At 66.5% G+C, this 13292-nt stretch carries 13 protein-coding genes, 1 tRNA gene and 2 pseudogenes; 8 read left to right on the top strand and 8 right to left on the bottom strand.

The features are described 5' to 3' along the window. The first annotated feature begins 394 nt into the window (after nucleotides 1-394). Genes P2T60_RS12860 through trmY form a run of 3 tightly spaced genes read left to right on the top strand, consistent with a single transcriptional unit; the run spans nucleotide 395 to nucleotide 1678 of the window. Nucleotides 395-640 carry an AbrB/MazE/SpoVT family DNA-binding domain-containing protein gene (locus tag P2T60_RS12860; protein ID WP_276279653.1) on the top strand — a complete coding sequence of 82 codons (246 nt, stop codon included), beginning with the start codon at nucleotides 395-397 and terminating at the stop codon, nucleotides 638-640. Further along, nucleotides 630-1031: a type II toxin-antitoxin system VapC family toxin gene (locus tag P2T60_RS12855; RefSeq protein ID WP_276279652.1), complete on the top strand. Its 402-nt coding sequence runs from the start codon at nucleotides 630-632 to the stop codon at nucleotides 1029-1031. The genes P2T60_RS12860 and P2T60_RS12855 overlap by 11 nt, the downstream gene beginning before the upstream one ends. Nucleotides 1032-1081: 50 nt before the next feature. Then, nucleotides 1082-1678 (top strand): tRNA (pseudouridine(54)-N(1))-methyltransferase TrmY, encoded by a 597-nt coding sequence (gene trmY, locus P2T60_RS12850; RefSeq protein WP_276279651.1) that lies wholly within the window; start codon nucleotides 1082-1084, stop codon nucleotides 1676-1678. Between the two features lie 318 nt (nucleotides 1679-1996). Here the strand turns inward: trmY and P2T60_RS12845 are convergent, their stop codons facing one another. The 6 genes and pseudogenes from P2T60_RS12845 to P2T60_RS12820 form a co-directional block, all read right to left on the bottom strand. Continuing rightward, entirely contained in the window at nucleotides 1997-2764 is a 768-nt protein-coding gene (locus tag P2T60_RS12845) for a chemotaxis protein CheC (RefSeq protein ID WP_276279650.1), read from the bottom strand. A gap of 181 nt (nucleotides 2765-2945) precedes the next feature. Then, nucleotides 2946-3122 (bottom strand): annotated as a pseudogene (locus tag P2T60_RS12840) (cytochrome P450); the annotation flags it as partial. Between the two features lie 76 nt (nucleotides 3123-3198). Continuing rightward, nucleotides 3199-3474: pseudogene (locus P2T60_RS12835) on the bottom strand (cytochrome P450); the annotation flags it as partial. Nucleotides 3475-3507: 33 nt separating this feature from the next. Further along, entirely contained in the window at nucleotides 3508-4818 is a 1311-nt protein-coding gene (locus P2T60_RS12830; RefSeq protein ID WP_276279648.1) for a cytochrome P450, read from the bottom strand. 220 nt (nucleotides 4819-5038) lie between these two features. Further along, nucleotides 5039-5111 (bottom strand) — tRNA-Pro (locus P2T60_RS12825). 191 nt (nucleotides 5112-5302) lie between these two features. Then, nucleotides 5303-5755: a TIGR00725 family protein gene (locus tag P2T60_RS12820; protein WP_276279647.1), complete on the bottom strand. Its 453-nt coding sequence runs from the start codon at nucleotides 5753-5755 to the stop codon at nucleotides 5303-5305. 421 nt (nucleotides 5756-6176) lie between these two features. Here P2T60_RS12820 and P2T60_RS12815 point away from each other — a divergent pair, with 421 nt between their 5' ends. Beyond that, entirely contained in the window at nucleotides 6177-6896 is a 720-nt protein-coding gene (locus P2T60_RS12815; protein WP_276279646.1) for a profilin-fold protein, read from the top strand. On the opposite strand, the gene P2T60_RS12810 is transcribed toward P2T60_RS12815, so the two are convergent. Further along, entirely contained in the window at nucleotides 6893-8080 is a 1188-nt protein-coding gene (locus P2T60_RS12810; RefSeq protein WP_276279645.1) for a M20 family metallopeptidase, read from the bottom strand. The two genes, P2T60_RS12815 and P2T60_RS12810, sit on opposite strands and share 4 nt — an antisense overlap. A 6-nt stretch (nucleotides 8081-8086) precedes the next feature. Then, complete coding sequence (locus P2T60_RS12805) at nucleotides 8087-9262, bottom strand: trans-sulfuration enzyme family protein (protein ID WP_276279644.1); 1176 nt, start codon at nucleotides 9260-9262, stop codon at nucleotides 8087-8089. 234 nt (nucleotides 9263-9496) lie between these two features. Here P2T60_RS12805 and P2T60_RS12800 point away from each other — a divergent pair, with 234 nt between their 5' ends. From P2T60_RS12800 to P2T60_RS12785, 4 genes are all read left to right on the top strand, one after another. Next, complete coding sequence (locus P2T60_RS12800; protein ID WP_276279643.1) at nucleotides 9497-10024, top strand: P-loop nucleotide/nucleoside kinase family protein; 528 nt, start codon at nucleotides 9497-9499, stop codon at nucleotides 10022-10024. Between the two features lie 417 nt (nucleotides 10025-10441). Beyond that, nucleotides 10442-11194, top strand: a complete 753-nt coding sequence (gene nucS / locus P2T60_RS12795; protein ID WP_276279642.1) for an endonuclease NucS — start codon at nucleotides 10442-10444, stop codon at nucleotides 11192-11194. Nucleotides 11195-11639: 445 nt separating this feature from the next. Then, complete coding sequence (locus P2T60_RS12790; protein WP_276279641.1) at nucleotides 11640-12359, top strand: DUF2270 domain-containing protein; 720 nt, start codon at nucleotides 11640-11642, stop codon at nucleotides 12357-12359. A gap of 82 nt (nucleotides 12360-12441) precedes the next feature. Beyond that, nucleotides 12442-13266: an alkaline phosphatase family protein gene (locus tag P2T60_RS12785; protein WP_276279640.1), complete on the top strand. Its 825-nt coding sequence runs from the start codon at nucleotides 12442-12444 to the stop codon at nucleotides 13264-13266. Nucleotides 13267-13292 lie beyond the last annotated feature (26 nt).

The raw sequence follows: 13292 nt of genomic DNA, 5'->3' as shown, positions 1-13292 counted from the left end.
GGCGACTGACCGCGAGTCGCGCCGGGCTTATCGGCTGTACTTCGACAGGTCGGGAGTCTTATCCATAGTTATACGGCGGCACACGGGGTTTCAGGCGGTGGCACACGAGCGTTACTGCGATAAACGAGCGGCGGCTCTGTCGGTCAGAGGCTCTTTTCGACGGTGACGTATGCGGGTTCGACGGTGAACTCACCTTCGAGGCGCGGTCGGCCACTGTATCGGGATTCCGTTCGAGAGAGACGACGTAAGCACCGCCTGAAACCGCTGGTCTCGACCGGGACACGGCGCTCGAACGAAACGGCTACTCGCGGACCTATTTTTCGGCCATCATTCCCATCTCTCACTCGAAAGTGGGAAAGAAGTATCTGACGCCCACACCTACTACGGCGTGGAAATGACCAAGGTAGCGACCGACGACCGGGGACGAATTACGATTCCGAGAGAGGCGCGCGAGCGGTACGGTGACGAGTATCGACTCGTAGAACTCCGTAGCGGTATCAAACTCGTCCCGATTCCGGAGGACCCCCTCGAAGCCCTCCGCTCGGCGGCGAGCGAGGAGTTCAAGTCGGCTTCGACCGAGGAACTACGCGAGGCCGGACTCGAACGCGGCCGCGAGGAAGCCGAGGAGCATGTACGCTGACACCGATTTCTGGGTCGCGCTGTTGAAAGGTGACGACTGGCTCACGGAACGCGCCGAAGAACTCTACGCCGAACACGGCGACGACCTCGACGTATCGCTGACCACGTTCGTGGAACTGTTCCTCATCGAAGAGCAGTTCTCGTTCGACCGAGAGAAAGCCGCTATCAGCATCTTGGAGATGACCGACGCCGACATCGAGGAAGCGGTCGTCTTCCAAGCGTCGGAGTACATCGACGACGGCCTGAACGTCTTCGACGCTTTCCACGCGGCACTCGCCGGGGACACAATCCTCTCCAGCGACAAAGCGTTCGATGGTATCGGCATCGAACGTGTGCAGCTCGACCCCGAAACGGTGGCGACCGAGAGCCGTCGAGAGGCCGACGAGAGGTAAGTTCGCTCGACTTCCGACGCGCGTATTATCCCCGGCCGACAACCGCCTGTATGCGCCAGTTCATCGTCCTCGGTCACGACGCGCCCACGACGCCCGACTTCTCGTTAGACGACCTCGCGGGCGGCGCGGGCCGCCTCGACGTGCTGTGTCGGTGCGTCAACTCCGCGTTCTTCCTCTCGCACGCGATTCGGGAGGACGTGGAAGTCCACCTCGTGTTACGCGACGAGGTGACGGTTCGCTTCGATGGGTCCGAACTCCGGCGACTCAACCCCGACGAGCGAAGCACGGCGGCCCTGATTCGGGGTGCGCTGGAGGAGAAAGCCGAGGCCATCGGCCACATGGAGGCCGAGAGTTCGCCGGGCGTCCACATCTCCAAGCGGGGGTTCGAGGCGGTGCTGGAGGAGGCCGCGCGCGACGGGACGGTCGTCCAACTCCACGAGGACGGCGACCCGGTTGCGGACGTGGAACCGCCCGCGGACCCGGTGTTCGTCGTCTCGGACCACCACGACTTCGGCGACGACGAGGAATCCCTGCTCGCGGACGCCGCGGACGCGCGGGTGCGCCTCGGCCCGGAACTGCTCCACGCCGACCACGCCATCACCGTCGCGCACAACTACCTCGACACCGAGGGGTTCACGCGCTACTGACGCCGACTCGGGGTGTCGGTATTTGTGTAACTTTCCACCTCGGCGCGTGCGGGCGCGACCCGCGAGTGGTCGCGCCCATCCGCGCGAGGGATGAGTATCGCAGGGAGAAGCGACCGGAGGGAGCGACGACCGAGAAACGCAGTCGGTTGGGGAGGCGTGTGGTTCGCGGTGGCGGTTCGGTGCTGTGCGGGGCGGTTTTGATTGGTTCAAGCCTGAAGCTAGCTCCCCCGAACTCATCTACCGGTCACAAATCCACTCCCCCGAACTCATCCACCGGTCACAAATCCACTCCCCCGAACCAGTCCACCGCGATGTCCCTCAGCGGTCGATGACCTCGGGACTCACCCGCGAAATCTCGGAGACGAACTCCGCTTCGCCGGGGAAAACGAAGATGGTCGCGTCGATGTCCTCGGCGACTCGGAACCGCGAGGTGAGGTAGAGACCAACGTCCGAGACCGAGAAGACGTGGTGGACGAGCGTCATCTCGGGGTTCTGGACCGCCACGGGCGCGCCGGTGTCGATGGAGGTATCGAACGTCTCGGCCCACTCGTCCACGAAGCCGTTCGCCATCACGTTACAGAGTTCGGTCAGGGCGTCCCGGCCCATCTCCGTGGCGACGACCGACGCCGCGTCCGCGACTGCGCGTTGGAGCATCAGCGACGCCGCGCGGTTCGCGCTCTTGACCGGGAACAGCACCAAGACGGTTCCGGCGACTGGCTTGCGCATCCGGACGCGCGCACCGGCGCGGTCCTCGACGCCGAACTGGTCGAGAATCGTCTCCGGTCCCGCGTAGCCGATTTTGACCTGTTCGGTCTCGACGCTCAGGTCGTCGCCCGCGACCTTCCGGAGTCGGGACTCGACGCCATCGACGCCGACTTCGCCGAGCCAGTTCAGGACCGCGATGGTTTCGAGCGGAATCGAGAGTCGGCCGTCGTCGCCTTCGGGTGCGGACTTTTCGGCGTCGGCGGTCGGTTCGGTGGTGTCCGTTGAGGCCCTGCGCTCACGGTCGGCGTCGATTGGTTCGGCGGGTTCGAATCCGTCTTCGGGGTCGGCCCGTTTCTCGTCGCGTCCGTCGCCGCGCATCATGGTTCGGCGGCGGTGCTGTGGGTGTCCCTCGGAATCGTGCGCGTCGTCCGGCGGCGGTCGATTGCTACGCCTGTGGCAGTCGCCATGTGTCGTCGTTCGTCGGTCCCACCGAAAACATAAAACGTTGTTCGCCGCGACTGCCGGAAATATTCGGACGCGCTACCGGTACAGTTCGAGTGCGTTACCGACGACGGACGGTCGCCTCAATATCGACGGTCGGCCGGAGCGTCAGCGACGGCCGAAACGCCAGCGGTCCGTCGGTGGTCACGTTGAGGTCCACCCGACCGACCATCGTCGCCAGCGCCATCACCAGTTCGAGGCGGGCGAACCGCATCCCGATGCAGTGGCGCGGGCCGCCGCTGAACGGGGTAGGCGTACTCCGGCCGGTCGCCCTCGCGGGTCCAGCGGTCGGGGTCGAACGTCTCGGGGTCGTCCTAGAATCGCCCGTCGCGGTGGAGGACCCACTGGGGAATCATCAACTGCGCGCCCTCCGGAATCTCGCACCCGCCGAGGGTCACCCGTTCGGTCGCCTCGCGGTTGACCGCCCACGCCGGAGGGTAGAGTCGAAGCGTCTCGTCCACGACGTTTTGGACCTGCCCCAGCGCCTCGAAGTCGTCGGCGACGGGCGAGCCGTCGCCGACGACTTCGCGGATTTCTTCGGCCAGCGACTTCCGGACTTCGGGGCGACGGCCCAGTTCGTACCACGCGTAGGTGAGCGCCGTCTCCGCGGGTGTTCGGAGTCGTCAGCGGCGGTGGACGGTCATCTCCACGTCACCTTTCGGCTGGAGCGTCTGCCCGGCCGACAGCTCTATTTCGTCGTACTCGCGCTCGAACTCCCAGTCTTTCAGGAGCGTCGCGAGGACCAACTTCGCTTCGAGGGTGGCTAACTGCTGGCCGATGCACCGACGCGGCCCGCCGCCGAACGGGAAGTAGGCGAACTCGGGGCGGTCCCCCTGTTCCTCCCAGCGCTCCGGTCGGAACGTCTCGGGGTCGTCCCAGAAGCGCTCGTCGCGGTGGAGGACCCACGTCGGCAGGATGACGAGCGAGCCTTCGGGAACGAGATAGTCGCCGAAGGTCACGTCGGTCTTCGGCGCGCGCCGCAGTTCGTGGGCCGGTGGGTACAACCGCATCGCCTCTTTCACGACCGACTCGGTGTACGAGAGCGACAGCGCGTCCTCGAACTCGGGTTTCCCGTCTATCACCTCGTCGAGTTCCTCGCGGAGTCGCCGCGCCACGTCCGGATTCTGCGACAGGAGGTGAAGGGAGTAGGTCAACGTGAGCGCGCTCGTCTCGTGGCCCGCCAGCAGGAACGTCATCATCTCGTCGCGGATTTGCTCGTCGTCCATCTCCTCGTCGGACGCCAGCAACATCGACATGAGGTCGCTCCGGTCCTCGTCGCTGGTCCTGCGCGACTCGAGGATGTCGTAGACCTGCGATTCGAGGTGTTCGATTGCCTCCTTGCGGCGACGCAGGAAGGGAATCGGTGCCCAATCCGGCGCGAGCATCGTAATCGGTTGTTTACTGGGTTCGAGGACCGCGAGCAGGTCGTCGACCGCATCGTACATCCCTCGGTCGGCGATGTCGATGTCGGCACCGAGCATCGCTTCGAGGAGGATTTCCAGCGTCACCTGTTGCATCTCGCGTCGGAGACCGATGGTCTCGCCGTCGTGCCAGCAGTCGGCGGCGTCGGACGCCCGCCCGACCATACTCTGTGCGTAGTTTTTGGTGTGTTCGAGATAGAACGCGGGCTTCATGGCTTCTCGCTGGCGCTCCCACAGTTCGCCCTCGCTGGTAAACAGACCCGTACCGATTGCGTCTCGGAGTTGCTCTTTGATTTGCTCGTGTTTGTGAAACTCGTCTCCGGTGTTCATCAGGACTCGTTCGATGTCTTCGGGTTCCGTGAGCATGTACGAGTCCATGCCGATGACTTTGTAGTTCACCACGCGACCGTACTCGGCCGCGCGCTCTTTGAACTCGCACGGGCCTTTCACCCATTGGTGGGTGTTCCCAATGATGGGCAGTTTCCGGGGTCCGGAGGGCGTCTTCGCCGTCATTCTCCGCGGAGGTTTCGGTTGCAAATACTTGAATTTACTGCCATATATAAGGGAAAAATACCCGTCCTGATGCGCTGACGCGGCGGTGAACGAAGCCGCGACCGACTGCTCGGGAGTGACAAGTAACTGTCAACTATGCGCAGCACATCCACGGCGACCGGACTCGATACGCCAATCCGTACGCCGTTCGTCGTCTCCGTCAGAAGTTGCGGGTTGGTAGTGGGCCGGCGCGAATTCGAATCGCGGTTACGGCCACCCGAAGGCCGAAGGATACCAAGCTACCCCACCGGCCCGCAAGTAAACCAAAGCGCGTCCGAAGTTTAATCCTTCCGGATTTGGCTGACCGGCCCCGGTTCGCGACGCTCGAACCCCGCCGTCGTCGCGCCGTCCGACCGACGCGCACCGCGTCGGTCGGACTCGTCCTAACGATTGAAATCCGTTTCTTTAGCCATCTAAAGATACCTATAAGGCTTATTTCTATTGCTCAAACGTCTTCGTCGGTGGCCGACTCCACGAACGTCACCGCGTCGGCGGGCGAGGCGACGGCTTCGACGCCCGGCGCGTCGTGGGTTCCGAGTCCGGCGACGGGCCGGTCGTAGACGCCCGCGAAGCCGAGTTCCGAGAGGGTGCCGACGCCGCCGTCCACCGCAATCACGGCGTCGCCGTTCAGCACCACCAGCGCGTTCCGGGCGTGGCCGAGTCCGGTGGCGACGGCGGTGTCCACGTAGGGGTTGGCCGCGGCGCGGTCCTCGCCGGGGAGGATGCCGACGGTCCGTCCGCCCGCCTCGCTCGCGCCGCGGCAGGCGGCCTCCATCACGCCGCCCAACCCGCCGCAGACGAGGGTGTGACCCCGGTCGGCGAGGAGTCGGCCGACTTCCTCGGCGCTCGCGGCCTGCTCGTCGGTGACTGTGCTTCCGCCGATGACGCTGACTCGCATGGGCGTAGGTGATGCTTGATGGACCGTGAGGGTGTCGTTCGCTTCTTTGGAGGTGGTGTTTCGGGTGGAGGACGTGTTTGGTGAGAGGTGTTTGGTGAGGTAGCTTCGGGCGTGGGAACGGGAGAGATAGAGAAAAGCTAGCTTCAGGCTTGAACCAATCAGAACCGCACAGCACCGCCCCGCACCGCTCCCGCGGACCACATGCCTCCCCAACCGACTGCGTTTCTCGGTCGTCGCTCCCTCCGGTCGCTTCTCCCTGCGATACTCGTCCCTCGCGCGGATGGGCGCGACCACTCGCGGGTCGCGCCCGCACGCGCCGGGGTGGAGAAGGTTGAGTCCGCGCGCCGAGGGAGAGTAACCCACGACGACCCCCGACGCGCAGGTCACGCACCTTTTGTCGGTCGCGTCCCGAGAGTCACCGATGACAGAGCAGTTCGACCTCGCCGTCGAATCCGCCGAAGACCCGGCCGAGCGCCGGGACGAAGTGGTCTCGCGGGTCCGCGACCACGCCGGAAAAATTGCCCGCGAACTCGCCCTGCTTCAGGGCGGCGACTACGGCAAGCGGACCTTCGAGACCGACGGCGGCGAGTGGACCGTCAAGTACGAGGCGGGCGACCTCCAGTTTCTCCTGTTCGAGGGCCGCAAGGCCGAGACCTACGTCGTCTCGACCCACCAGCCACCCGACCCCGAGGACCTCGCCGACGCGATGACCGACTACGACGCCTTCGTCGCGGCGTTCAACCGCTACGTCCGGTCGCTGGACGGCGTGCTGGACGGCGTTCCCGCCGACTTCCCCGACGTGGCGTCCACCGAGTCCGTCGTGGCCGAGCGCGACCGAATCCTCGGGCGCGTCCGCGACGTTGCCGACCGGATGGCCCACCAACTCGCCCGCTACGAGGGCGGCGACTACGGGTCCTTTTCGGCCCGAGTCGCGGGCAACCGCTGGGAACTCAAGTGGGAGGACGGCGGCGCGTCCTACCTCCGGGTCGGCGGCGAGGGCGGCATCTACCTCCTCTCGCAGTATCAACCGCCGTCGGCCCCCGACGTGCGCAACCTCGCCGAGGACGTGCCCGCGTTCGTGGAGTCGTTCAACGACTACGTGGCCGACCTCGACGCGAGTCTCGACGGCGTGTCGCTCTAACCCTCCGACAGCACTCCCCTCGCGGCCTCCGTCAGAATTTGCAGGCCGAGCGCGGCGTCGTCCAACTCGACGTGTTCGTCGGCGGTGTGGGCCTGCGCGAGTTCGCCCGGTCCCCAGATAATCGCTGGCGTCCCGCGCGCGACGAACTCCCGGGCGTCGGTCGCGGCCTCCAACCCCCACGGGTCGGCGGGCGCGTCGGCCAACTCCGCCGAGAGTCCCCGGAATCGCTCGGCGAGGGAATGGTCCGGCGAAATTCCGGCGGAAGCGTAGTGCTGGACCAGCGTCAGGTCGGTCTCGACGCCCGACTCGCGCGCTACGCCCGCGAGCAGTGTCTCGATTTCGTCCTCGACTTCCGCGAAGGTCTCGTCGGGCAGGACGCGCCGGTCCAGCAGGAACTCCGCGCGGTCGGCCAGCACCGCCATGTTCGAGTCGGTCCCGGCCTCGAACTCGGTGACGGTCGCGTACGCCCGCCCGACGAGCGGGTCCGTGCGCTCGCGCACGCGACGGTCGTACTCCTCTACCGCCGCGAGGACGGGCCGAGCGGCGTCGATGGCGTTGACGCCTTGGTCGGGGCGACTCGCGTGGGAGGCAGACCCCGAGACGCCGACCCGGAAGGTGGCGACCCCCTTCGCGCTCGTGCCGACCCGGAAGTCGGTGGGTTCCAGCACGACCGCCAAATCGCCGCCGTAGCCTTCCTCGATGAGCGTCCGGGTGCCGGGGTCGCCGGTCTCCTCGCCCATCGCGCCGTGGAAGACCAGCGACCCGTCGAGATTGCCCTCCTCGATTTCTTCTGCGAGGTCCCGGACCGCGAGCATGGCGACGGCGACGTTGGTCTTCATGTCGGCGCTCCCCCGGCCGTAGAGTCGCCCGTCCTCGACGGTCCCCGCGAAGGGGTCGTGGCTCCACTGGTCGGGGTCGCCCGCGGGCACCACGTCGAGGTGGCCGTTGAGGACGAGCGTGGGACCCGCGTCGGGGTCGCCGACTTGCGCGACTGCTTGCGCTCGCTCGGCGCTCGGTTTCTCTACGAGACTGGCGTCGATGTCGCGCTCGGCGAACCAGTCCACGACGAACTCGGCGCAGGGTCGCTCGTCGCCCGGCGGGTTCTCGGTCGGGATGGCGACGAGTTCGGCCGCGAGGTCGGCGAGTTCGTCGGTGTCGTCGCGGTCCGCGCTGTCGTGACTCATGGGTCGCTAGTCGGTGGCCGCCTCGAAGGTCGCTTCGATGGCCCCGTCTAAGTCCGCCAGCAGGTCGTCGGGGTGTTCGGTGCCCACGCTCAGGCGGACCAGCGTCTCGCCGATGCCCGCCTCGGCCAACTCCTCTTCCGAGAAGTCCTGATGAGTCATCACGGCGGGGACCTCCGCGAGGCTCTCGACGCCGCCGAGACTCTCGGCGAGGGTGAACACGTCGAGGTTCGCGGCGAACCGCGCGGACTCTTCGACGCCGCCCGCCAACTCGAAGCTCACCATCCCGCCGAAGTCGGCCATCTGGCGGGCCGCGATGTCGTGGTTCTCGTGGGACGCCAGTCCGGGGTAGTGGACACTCTCGACTCGGGGGTGGTCGTCCAACCGCTCGGCGACCCGCCGGGCGTTCCGGCAGTGACGGTCCATCCGGGCCGAGAGGGTCTTGACGCCCCGGAGCGCCAGAAAGCAGTCGAAGGCGCTCGGAATCGCGCCGCGGGCGTACTGGACGTACTCGATGCGCTCGGCGACTGCCTCGTCGTCGGTGGCGACTGCGCCCGCGATGAGGTCGGAGTGGCCGCCGACGTACTTCGTCAGCGACTCGACCGCGATGTCCGCGCCGAGTTCGAGCGGTCGCTGGAGGTACGGCGAGGCGAAGGTGTTGTCCACCGCACAGAGCGCCCCGTGGTCGTGGGCGGCCTCCGCGATGGCCGCCACGTCGCCGATGCGGAGCATCGGGTTGGTTGGCGTCTCGAAGTAGACCAGTTCGGTCTCGGGCCGAATCGCGTCGGCGACCGCTTCGGCGTCGGTGATTTCGACGTGGGTGACTTCGACGCCGTACTCCGAGTAGACGTTGGTCAGGAGTTCGTGGCTCTCGGCGTAGAGGTTCGCGCCCGCGACCACGTGGTCGCCGCTCGAGGGAAGCGAGAACACCGCGTCGATTGCGGCCATGCCGCTGGCGAACGCCGAGGCGTGGGTCCCGCCCTCCATCTCGGCGAACGCCGCTTCGAGTCGGTCGCGGGTGGGTTCGGCCATCCGGGAGTAGCGGTAGTCGCCGCGGGTGTCGGTCGGCGTCTCGTACTCGTAGGTCGCGGTGGCGTGAATGGGCGGCGTCACCGCGCCGTGTTCGCCGGAGTCCCCGCCCGAGTGGACCTCTCTGGTCTCGAACCGCCGGTCGTGGTCTGCCATGACGTACTGTGTCAACACGTTCCATTAATAGATGTCGCCTCGCGGGTCGCCGTTTCCGGGAGTGCGCGCCGGTCCCGTCGGGCGCGTTGCCGACCGACGGGGACCGCGCTCGGGGGTCGGTCCCACTCGCGTTCGGTTTTCCACACCTTCATTAGGGGTTGGGTTCGTGGGTTACAGTAATTGAAATGACCCGGACCTGCGCGAGAACGCAATCAGGGGCGGTCGGTGGTTGTCGTGTCTGAGACGAAGACGCTCGACAGACGGCAGGAGACCCCGCAGTTGGTCGTCGTCTGCGGCCTGCCGGGAGTCGGCAAGACCACCGTCGCCGAGGACATCGCCGAACGCCTCGACGCGCGACTCCTCCGGACCGACGTGATTCGCAAGGAGATTCTCTCGGACCCCGACTACACCGAGGAGGAGGCCCGGATGGTCTACCGAGAGATGTTCGACCGCGCACGCGAGGAAGTCGAAGACGGCGGGAACGTCGTCTTGGACGGCACGTTCAAAGACACCCGCTACCGGAACCGCGCGACGGTGGTCTCCGAGTCGCTGGAGGCCGACTTCCGACTGGTGAAAGTCGAATGCGCCGAGGAGGAGGTCCGCGACCGAATCGAGAGTCGGGAGGACGACGAGAGCGACGCCGACTTCGAGATTCACGCGATGTACCGCGAGCAGTTCGACCCCATCTCGATGGACCACCTGACGGTGGACAACTCCGAGGGCATCGCCGAGACGACCCGCCAAGTGGACGAGGAGTTCTGAGTCGCCGCGGGGTGCGCGCGTCTTCCGACGCGCGCACCTGAGACAGAAAAACGATGGTTTCGGCAATATTTTTCTTTCTTTTGCACGAGTGGATATTCCTTAGAGATTGCTACGCACGTCTCGGCGTACAAATTCGGCGCGTGCGGGCGCGACCGCGGAGCGTGTCGCGCCCGTCCGCGCGAGGGACGGCGGCCGCGGACGCGGCCGCCGAGGTTGGGGAGGCGTGAGGTGCGGTGGCGGTGCGGGGCGGTGCGGTCTTGATTGGTTCAAGCCTGAAGCTAGCTTCTCCTCTCCTTGTCCGTTCGCGTCGGCACTCTCCCGTCACGTCTGACTCTTCTCTTTCCCCTCGTGTCCCCCGTCGCCCACATCCGAATCCCCTACCTTTTTGCCCCGCTCCCGACCACCGAGCAAAGACGAATGGTCGCCGAGCAACTCGACGCGCCGAATCCCGAAACTCTCGTCGCCGAGGCGAAGGCGGCGTTCCGGGACGGCGCGATGCTGACCGTGCAGGCCCGCTGTGAAGTAGCGTACGAGGGCCGGACCTCCGGCCACCTCGGACCGGGCGACCGGATTCTGGTCGCCAAGCCCGACGGCACGTTTCTGGTCCACCAGCCCACCGGCCACAAGCCGGTCAACTGGATGCCCGGCGGCGGAAGCGTCTCCGCGCGCACGAGCGACGGGGACGCGGTTCTGCTCGCGCGGCGCACGAACCCGAGCGAGCGCGTGGAAGCCCGGATTCTCGACGCCTACGGTCTGACGCGCTTCGACGCCACCGACGGCGCGACTTACGAGGAGTCGGGCACCGAGGCCGAGATGCACGAGTACATCGAAGCCAACCCCGACGCGCTGGAGGAGGGCCTGCGCGTCGTGGAACACGAGCGCGAGTCGAAGTACGGCTTCATCGACTTCTTCGCCCGAGACGGGAACGGTACCCCGGTCGTCGTGGAGGTCAAGCGAATTCAGGCCACGCTGAACCACTTCGACCAACTCCAGCGGTACGTCTCGCTCTACCGAGAGGAAAACGACGAGGTTCGAGGGATGCTCGTCGCGCCCGACGCCTCCGAGCGCGTCCGGCGCGCGCTCCGGGACAACGGACTGGAGTTCGTGGCGCTCTCGGAGTTCGACACCGACGCGAAGGGAGCGATGGAAGCGAAGCTGACGGACTTTTGAATTTCAGGAGGAGGTTTCGACCGCTCGCTACGTACTGCTATCGTAACCGCCAGAATCGTAGTGGTGAAGGCCTCGAAAGCCCCCGCCCGCTCGCGGTCGCTCTGCGGGATATTCTCGCTCACTCACTGCGTTCGTTCACTCGAATAGTGGCCCACAGAGACGACCACGGGCCTGCGGCCCGCGAGCGGGCGGCCCCTTTATCCACCCCTGTCGGTTGGTCGTCCGGGCGCACCCTGTCGGCTGATTGGCCGGGCGCACCCTGTCGGCTGATTGGCCGGGCGCACCCTGCCGGTTGGTCGGCCGAGCGCATCTTGTCGGTCAGTCTGCGACGGCCCCGAACGACGGCTTCGACTCTATAGCGGAAATCAAATAGCCGTCGAGCGGCTATTTTGTACAGCGTGGAACTAACTATGCAAGACCGATTCGACCGGGGTGAGGCGGCGACATGAGCGACCCCGAGGACGAGACCCGCGGTGAGACCGACGAAGACGACGCGCCCCCGCCCGACTCGACCGTCGGCAAGGGCCTGCTCGACGCCGAGATGGGACCGAGTTCCTCGATGGCCCACCTCTACCGCGGCGAGATTCACCGGATGACGCTGTGGCGCGAGCGATTGGACCAGACGACCAACTGGGCGGTCATCGTCATCGCGGCCATCCTGACGTGGGCGTTCTCCAGCGCGGGCAACCCCCACTACGTCGTGCTGGTCGGCGCGGCGGTCGTCTCGCTGTTCCTCTTCGTGGAGGCCCATCGGTACCGAGCGTACGACGTGTGGCGCTCCCGAGTCCGCACGCTACAGGAGAACGTGTTCGCCTACGGTCTCGACCCCTCGAAGGGACTCGTGGACGAGAACTGGCGCGCGCGCCTCGCCGACGACTACCGGACGCCGACCCTCAAAATCACCGCCGAGGAAGCCGTCGCCCACCGCCTGCGCCGGGTGTACCTGCCGCTTTTCACCGTCCTGCTCGCGGCGTGGGTCATCCGCGTGGTCGCGTTCGCCCTGCGCCCGTGGCCCGCGAGCGCCGCCATCGGTCGGATTCCGGGTCTCGCCGTGACCGGGGTCGTGTTCCTCGCCTACCTCGCGGCGGCCGTCGTCGCGCTACGCCCCCGGACGTGGCACGCCCGCGACGAACTCCGGACCGAGAACCTGCGGCGGTATCGATGAGCCGCCGTCGCTGGCTTCGGGACGCCGCTTTCGCCCCCCAACGGGAGCGTAACAAAGGCCGACCGGATGAAAGCCGGGGTCGATGTACTCACTCGAACAGTTACGGCAGGGCGTCGAGAACCCTCGCGCCGCGCTTCGGGAACTCAACCGCCTCTACTGGACCCGCCTCGGCGGGCGCGACTACAACACCGGCGGCACCGCGCTCTTCGAGGAGGACTGGGACAACTGCCTGATTCTCGACGGGTGTCGGTACGACACCTTCGCCGACGTGGGCCGGGAGTTCGACCTAGACGGCACCCTCGACTCGCGTGAGTCCCGTGGGTCGGCCACCGCGGAGTTCCACGAGGTGGTGGACGTGTGGGGCGACGCCATCGACTACGGCGACGACGGCGTGCCGCCCGAACCCCTCGCCGAGGCCGCCCGCGACGCGGCGGTCGAGTACCCCGACAAGCGCCTGCTGGTCCACTTCGTCCAGCCTCACGCCCCGTACCTCGGCGAGCGAGGCAGGGCGGCGTTCCCGGACTACCGTTCCAACCCACTCGCCGACAAGTTCCTCGGGCGAATCGACGCGCCCGAGCGACTCCTTCGGACGGTCTACCGCGAGAACCTCGAACTCGTTCTCTCGGAAGTCGAAGGACTCCTGCCGGACCTCCCCGGAAAGACGGCCGTCACCGCCGACCACGGGATGCTGTTGGGCGAACGCGAGTTCCCCGTCCCGATTCGGGGTTACGGCCACCCCGAGCGAGTCTACACCGACGAGATGGTCGAAGTCCCGTGGTTCGTAGCCCACAACGGAGCCAGAAAGAACCTCGTCGCCGAACCCTCGGTGGGCGCGTACGGCGAGAAGCAGACCGCGGCGGTGGACGAACAGGCCCGCGAGCATCTGGAGCAGATGGGGTACCTGTAGTTTTGCGGGTATCGGTCCGGGCCGCG

Source organism: Halorussus caseinilyticus (assembly GCF_029338395.1).
In the GTDB taxonomy this organism is placed as follows: Archaea; Halobacteriota; Halobacteria; order Halobacteriales; family Haladaptataceae; genus Halorussus; species Halorussus caseinilyticus.
The sequence above is the reverse complement of the archived record's forward strand: the minus strand, read 5'-3'. Positions and strand labels throughout refer to the sequence as shown.

What these genes read in the sequence shown, in the direction of transcription:
- P2T60_RS12845 (WP_276279650.1), bottom strand. Translation starts at nt 2,764, where the DNA reads ATGATGCGCGGCGACGGACGCGACGAGAAACGGGCCGACCCCGAAGAC.
- P2T60_RS12860 (WP_276279653.1), top strand. Translation starts at nt 395, where the DNA reads ATGACCAAGGTAGCGACCGACGACCGGGGACGAATTACGATTCCGAGA.
- nucS (WP_276279642.1), top strand. Translation starts at nt 10,442, where the DNA reads ATGGTCGCCGAGCAACTCGACGCGCCGAATCCCGAAACTCTCGTCGCC.
- P2T60_RS12785 (WP_276279640.1), top strand. Translation starts at nt 12,442, where the DNA reads ATGTACTCACTCGAACAGTTACGGCAGGGCGTCGAGAACCCTCGCGCC.
- P2T60_RS12805 (WP_276279644.1), bottom strand. Translation starts at nt 9,262, where the DNA reads ATGGCAGACCACGACCGGCGGTTCGAGACCAGAGAGGTCCACTCGGGC.
- P2T60_RS12820 (WP_276279647.1), bottom strand. Translation starts at nt 5,755, where the DNA reads ATGCGAGTCAGCGTCATCGGCGGAAGCACAGTCACCGACGAGCAGGCC.
- trmY (WP_276279651.1), top strand. Translation starts at nt 1,082, where the DNA reads ATGCGCCAGTTCATCGTCCTCGGTCACGACGCGCCCACGACGCCCGAC.
- P2T60_RS12815 (WP_276279646.1), top strand. Translation starts at nt 6,177, where the DNA reads ATGACAGAGCAGTTCGACCTCGCCGTCGAATCCGCCGAAGACCCGGCC.
- P2T60_RS12830 (WP_276279648.1), bottom strand. Translation starts at nt 4,818, where the DNA reads ATGACGGCGAAGACGCCCTCCGGACCCCGGAAACTGCCCATCATTGGG.
- P2T60_RS12855 (WP_276279652.1), top strand. Translation starts at nt 630, where the DNA reads ATGTACGCTGACACCGATTTCTGGGTCGCGCTGTTGAAAGGTGACGAC.
- P2T60_RS12790 (WP_276279641.1), top strand. Translation starts at nt 11,640, where the DNA reads ATGAGCGACCCCGAGGACGAGACCCGCGGTGAGACCGACGAAGACGAC.
- P2T60_RS12810 (WP_276279645.1), bottom strand. Translation starts at nt 8,080, where the DNA reads ATGAGTCACGACAGCGCGGACCGCGACGACACCGACGAACTCGCCGAC.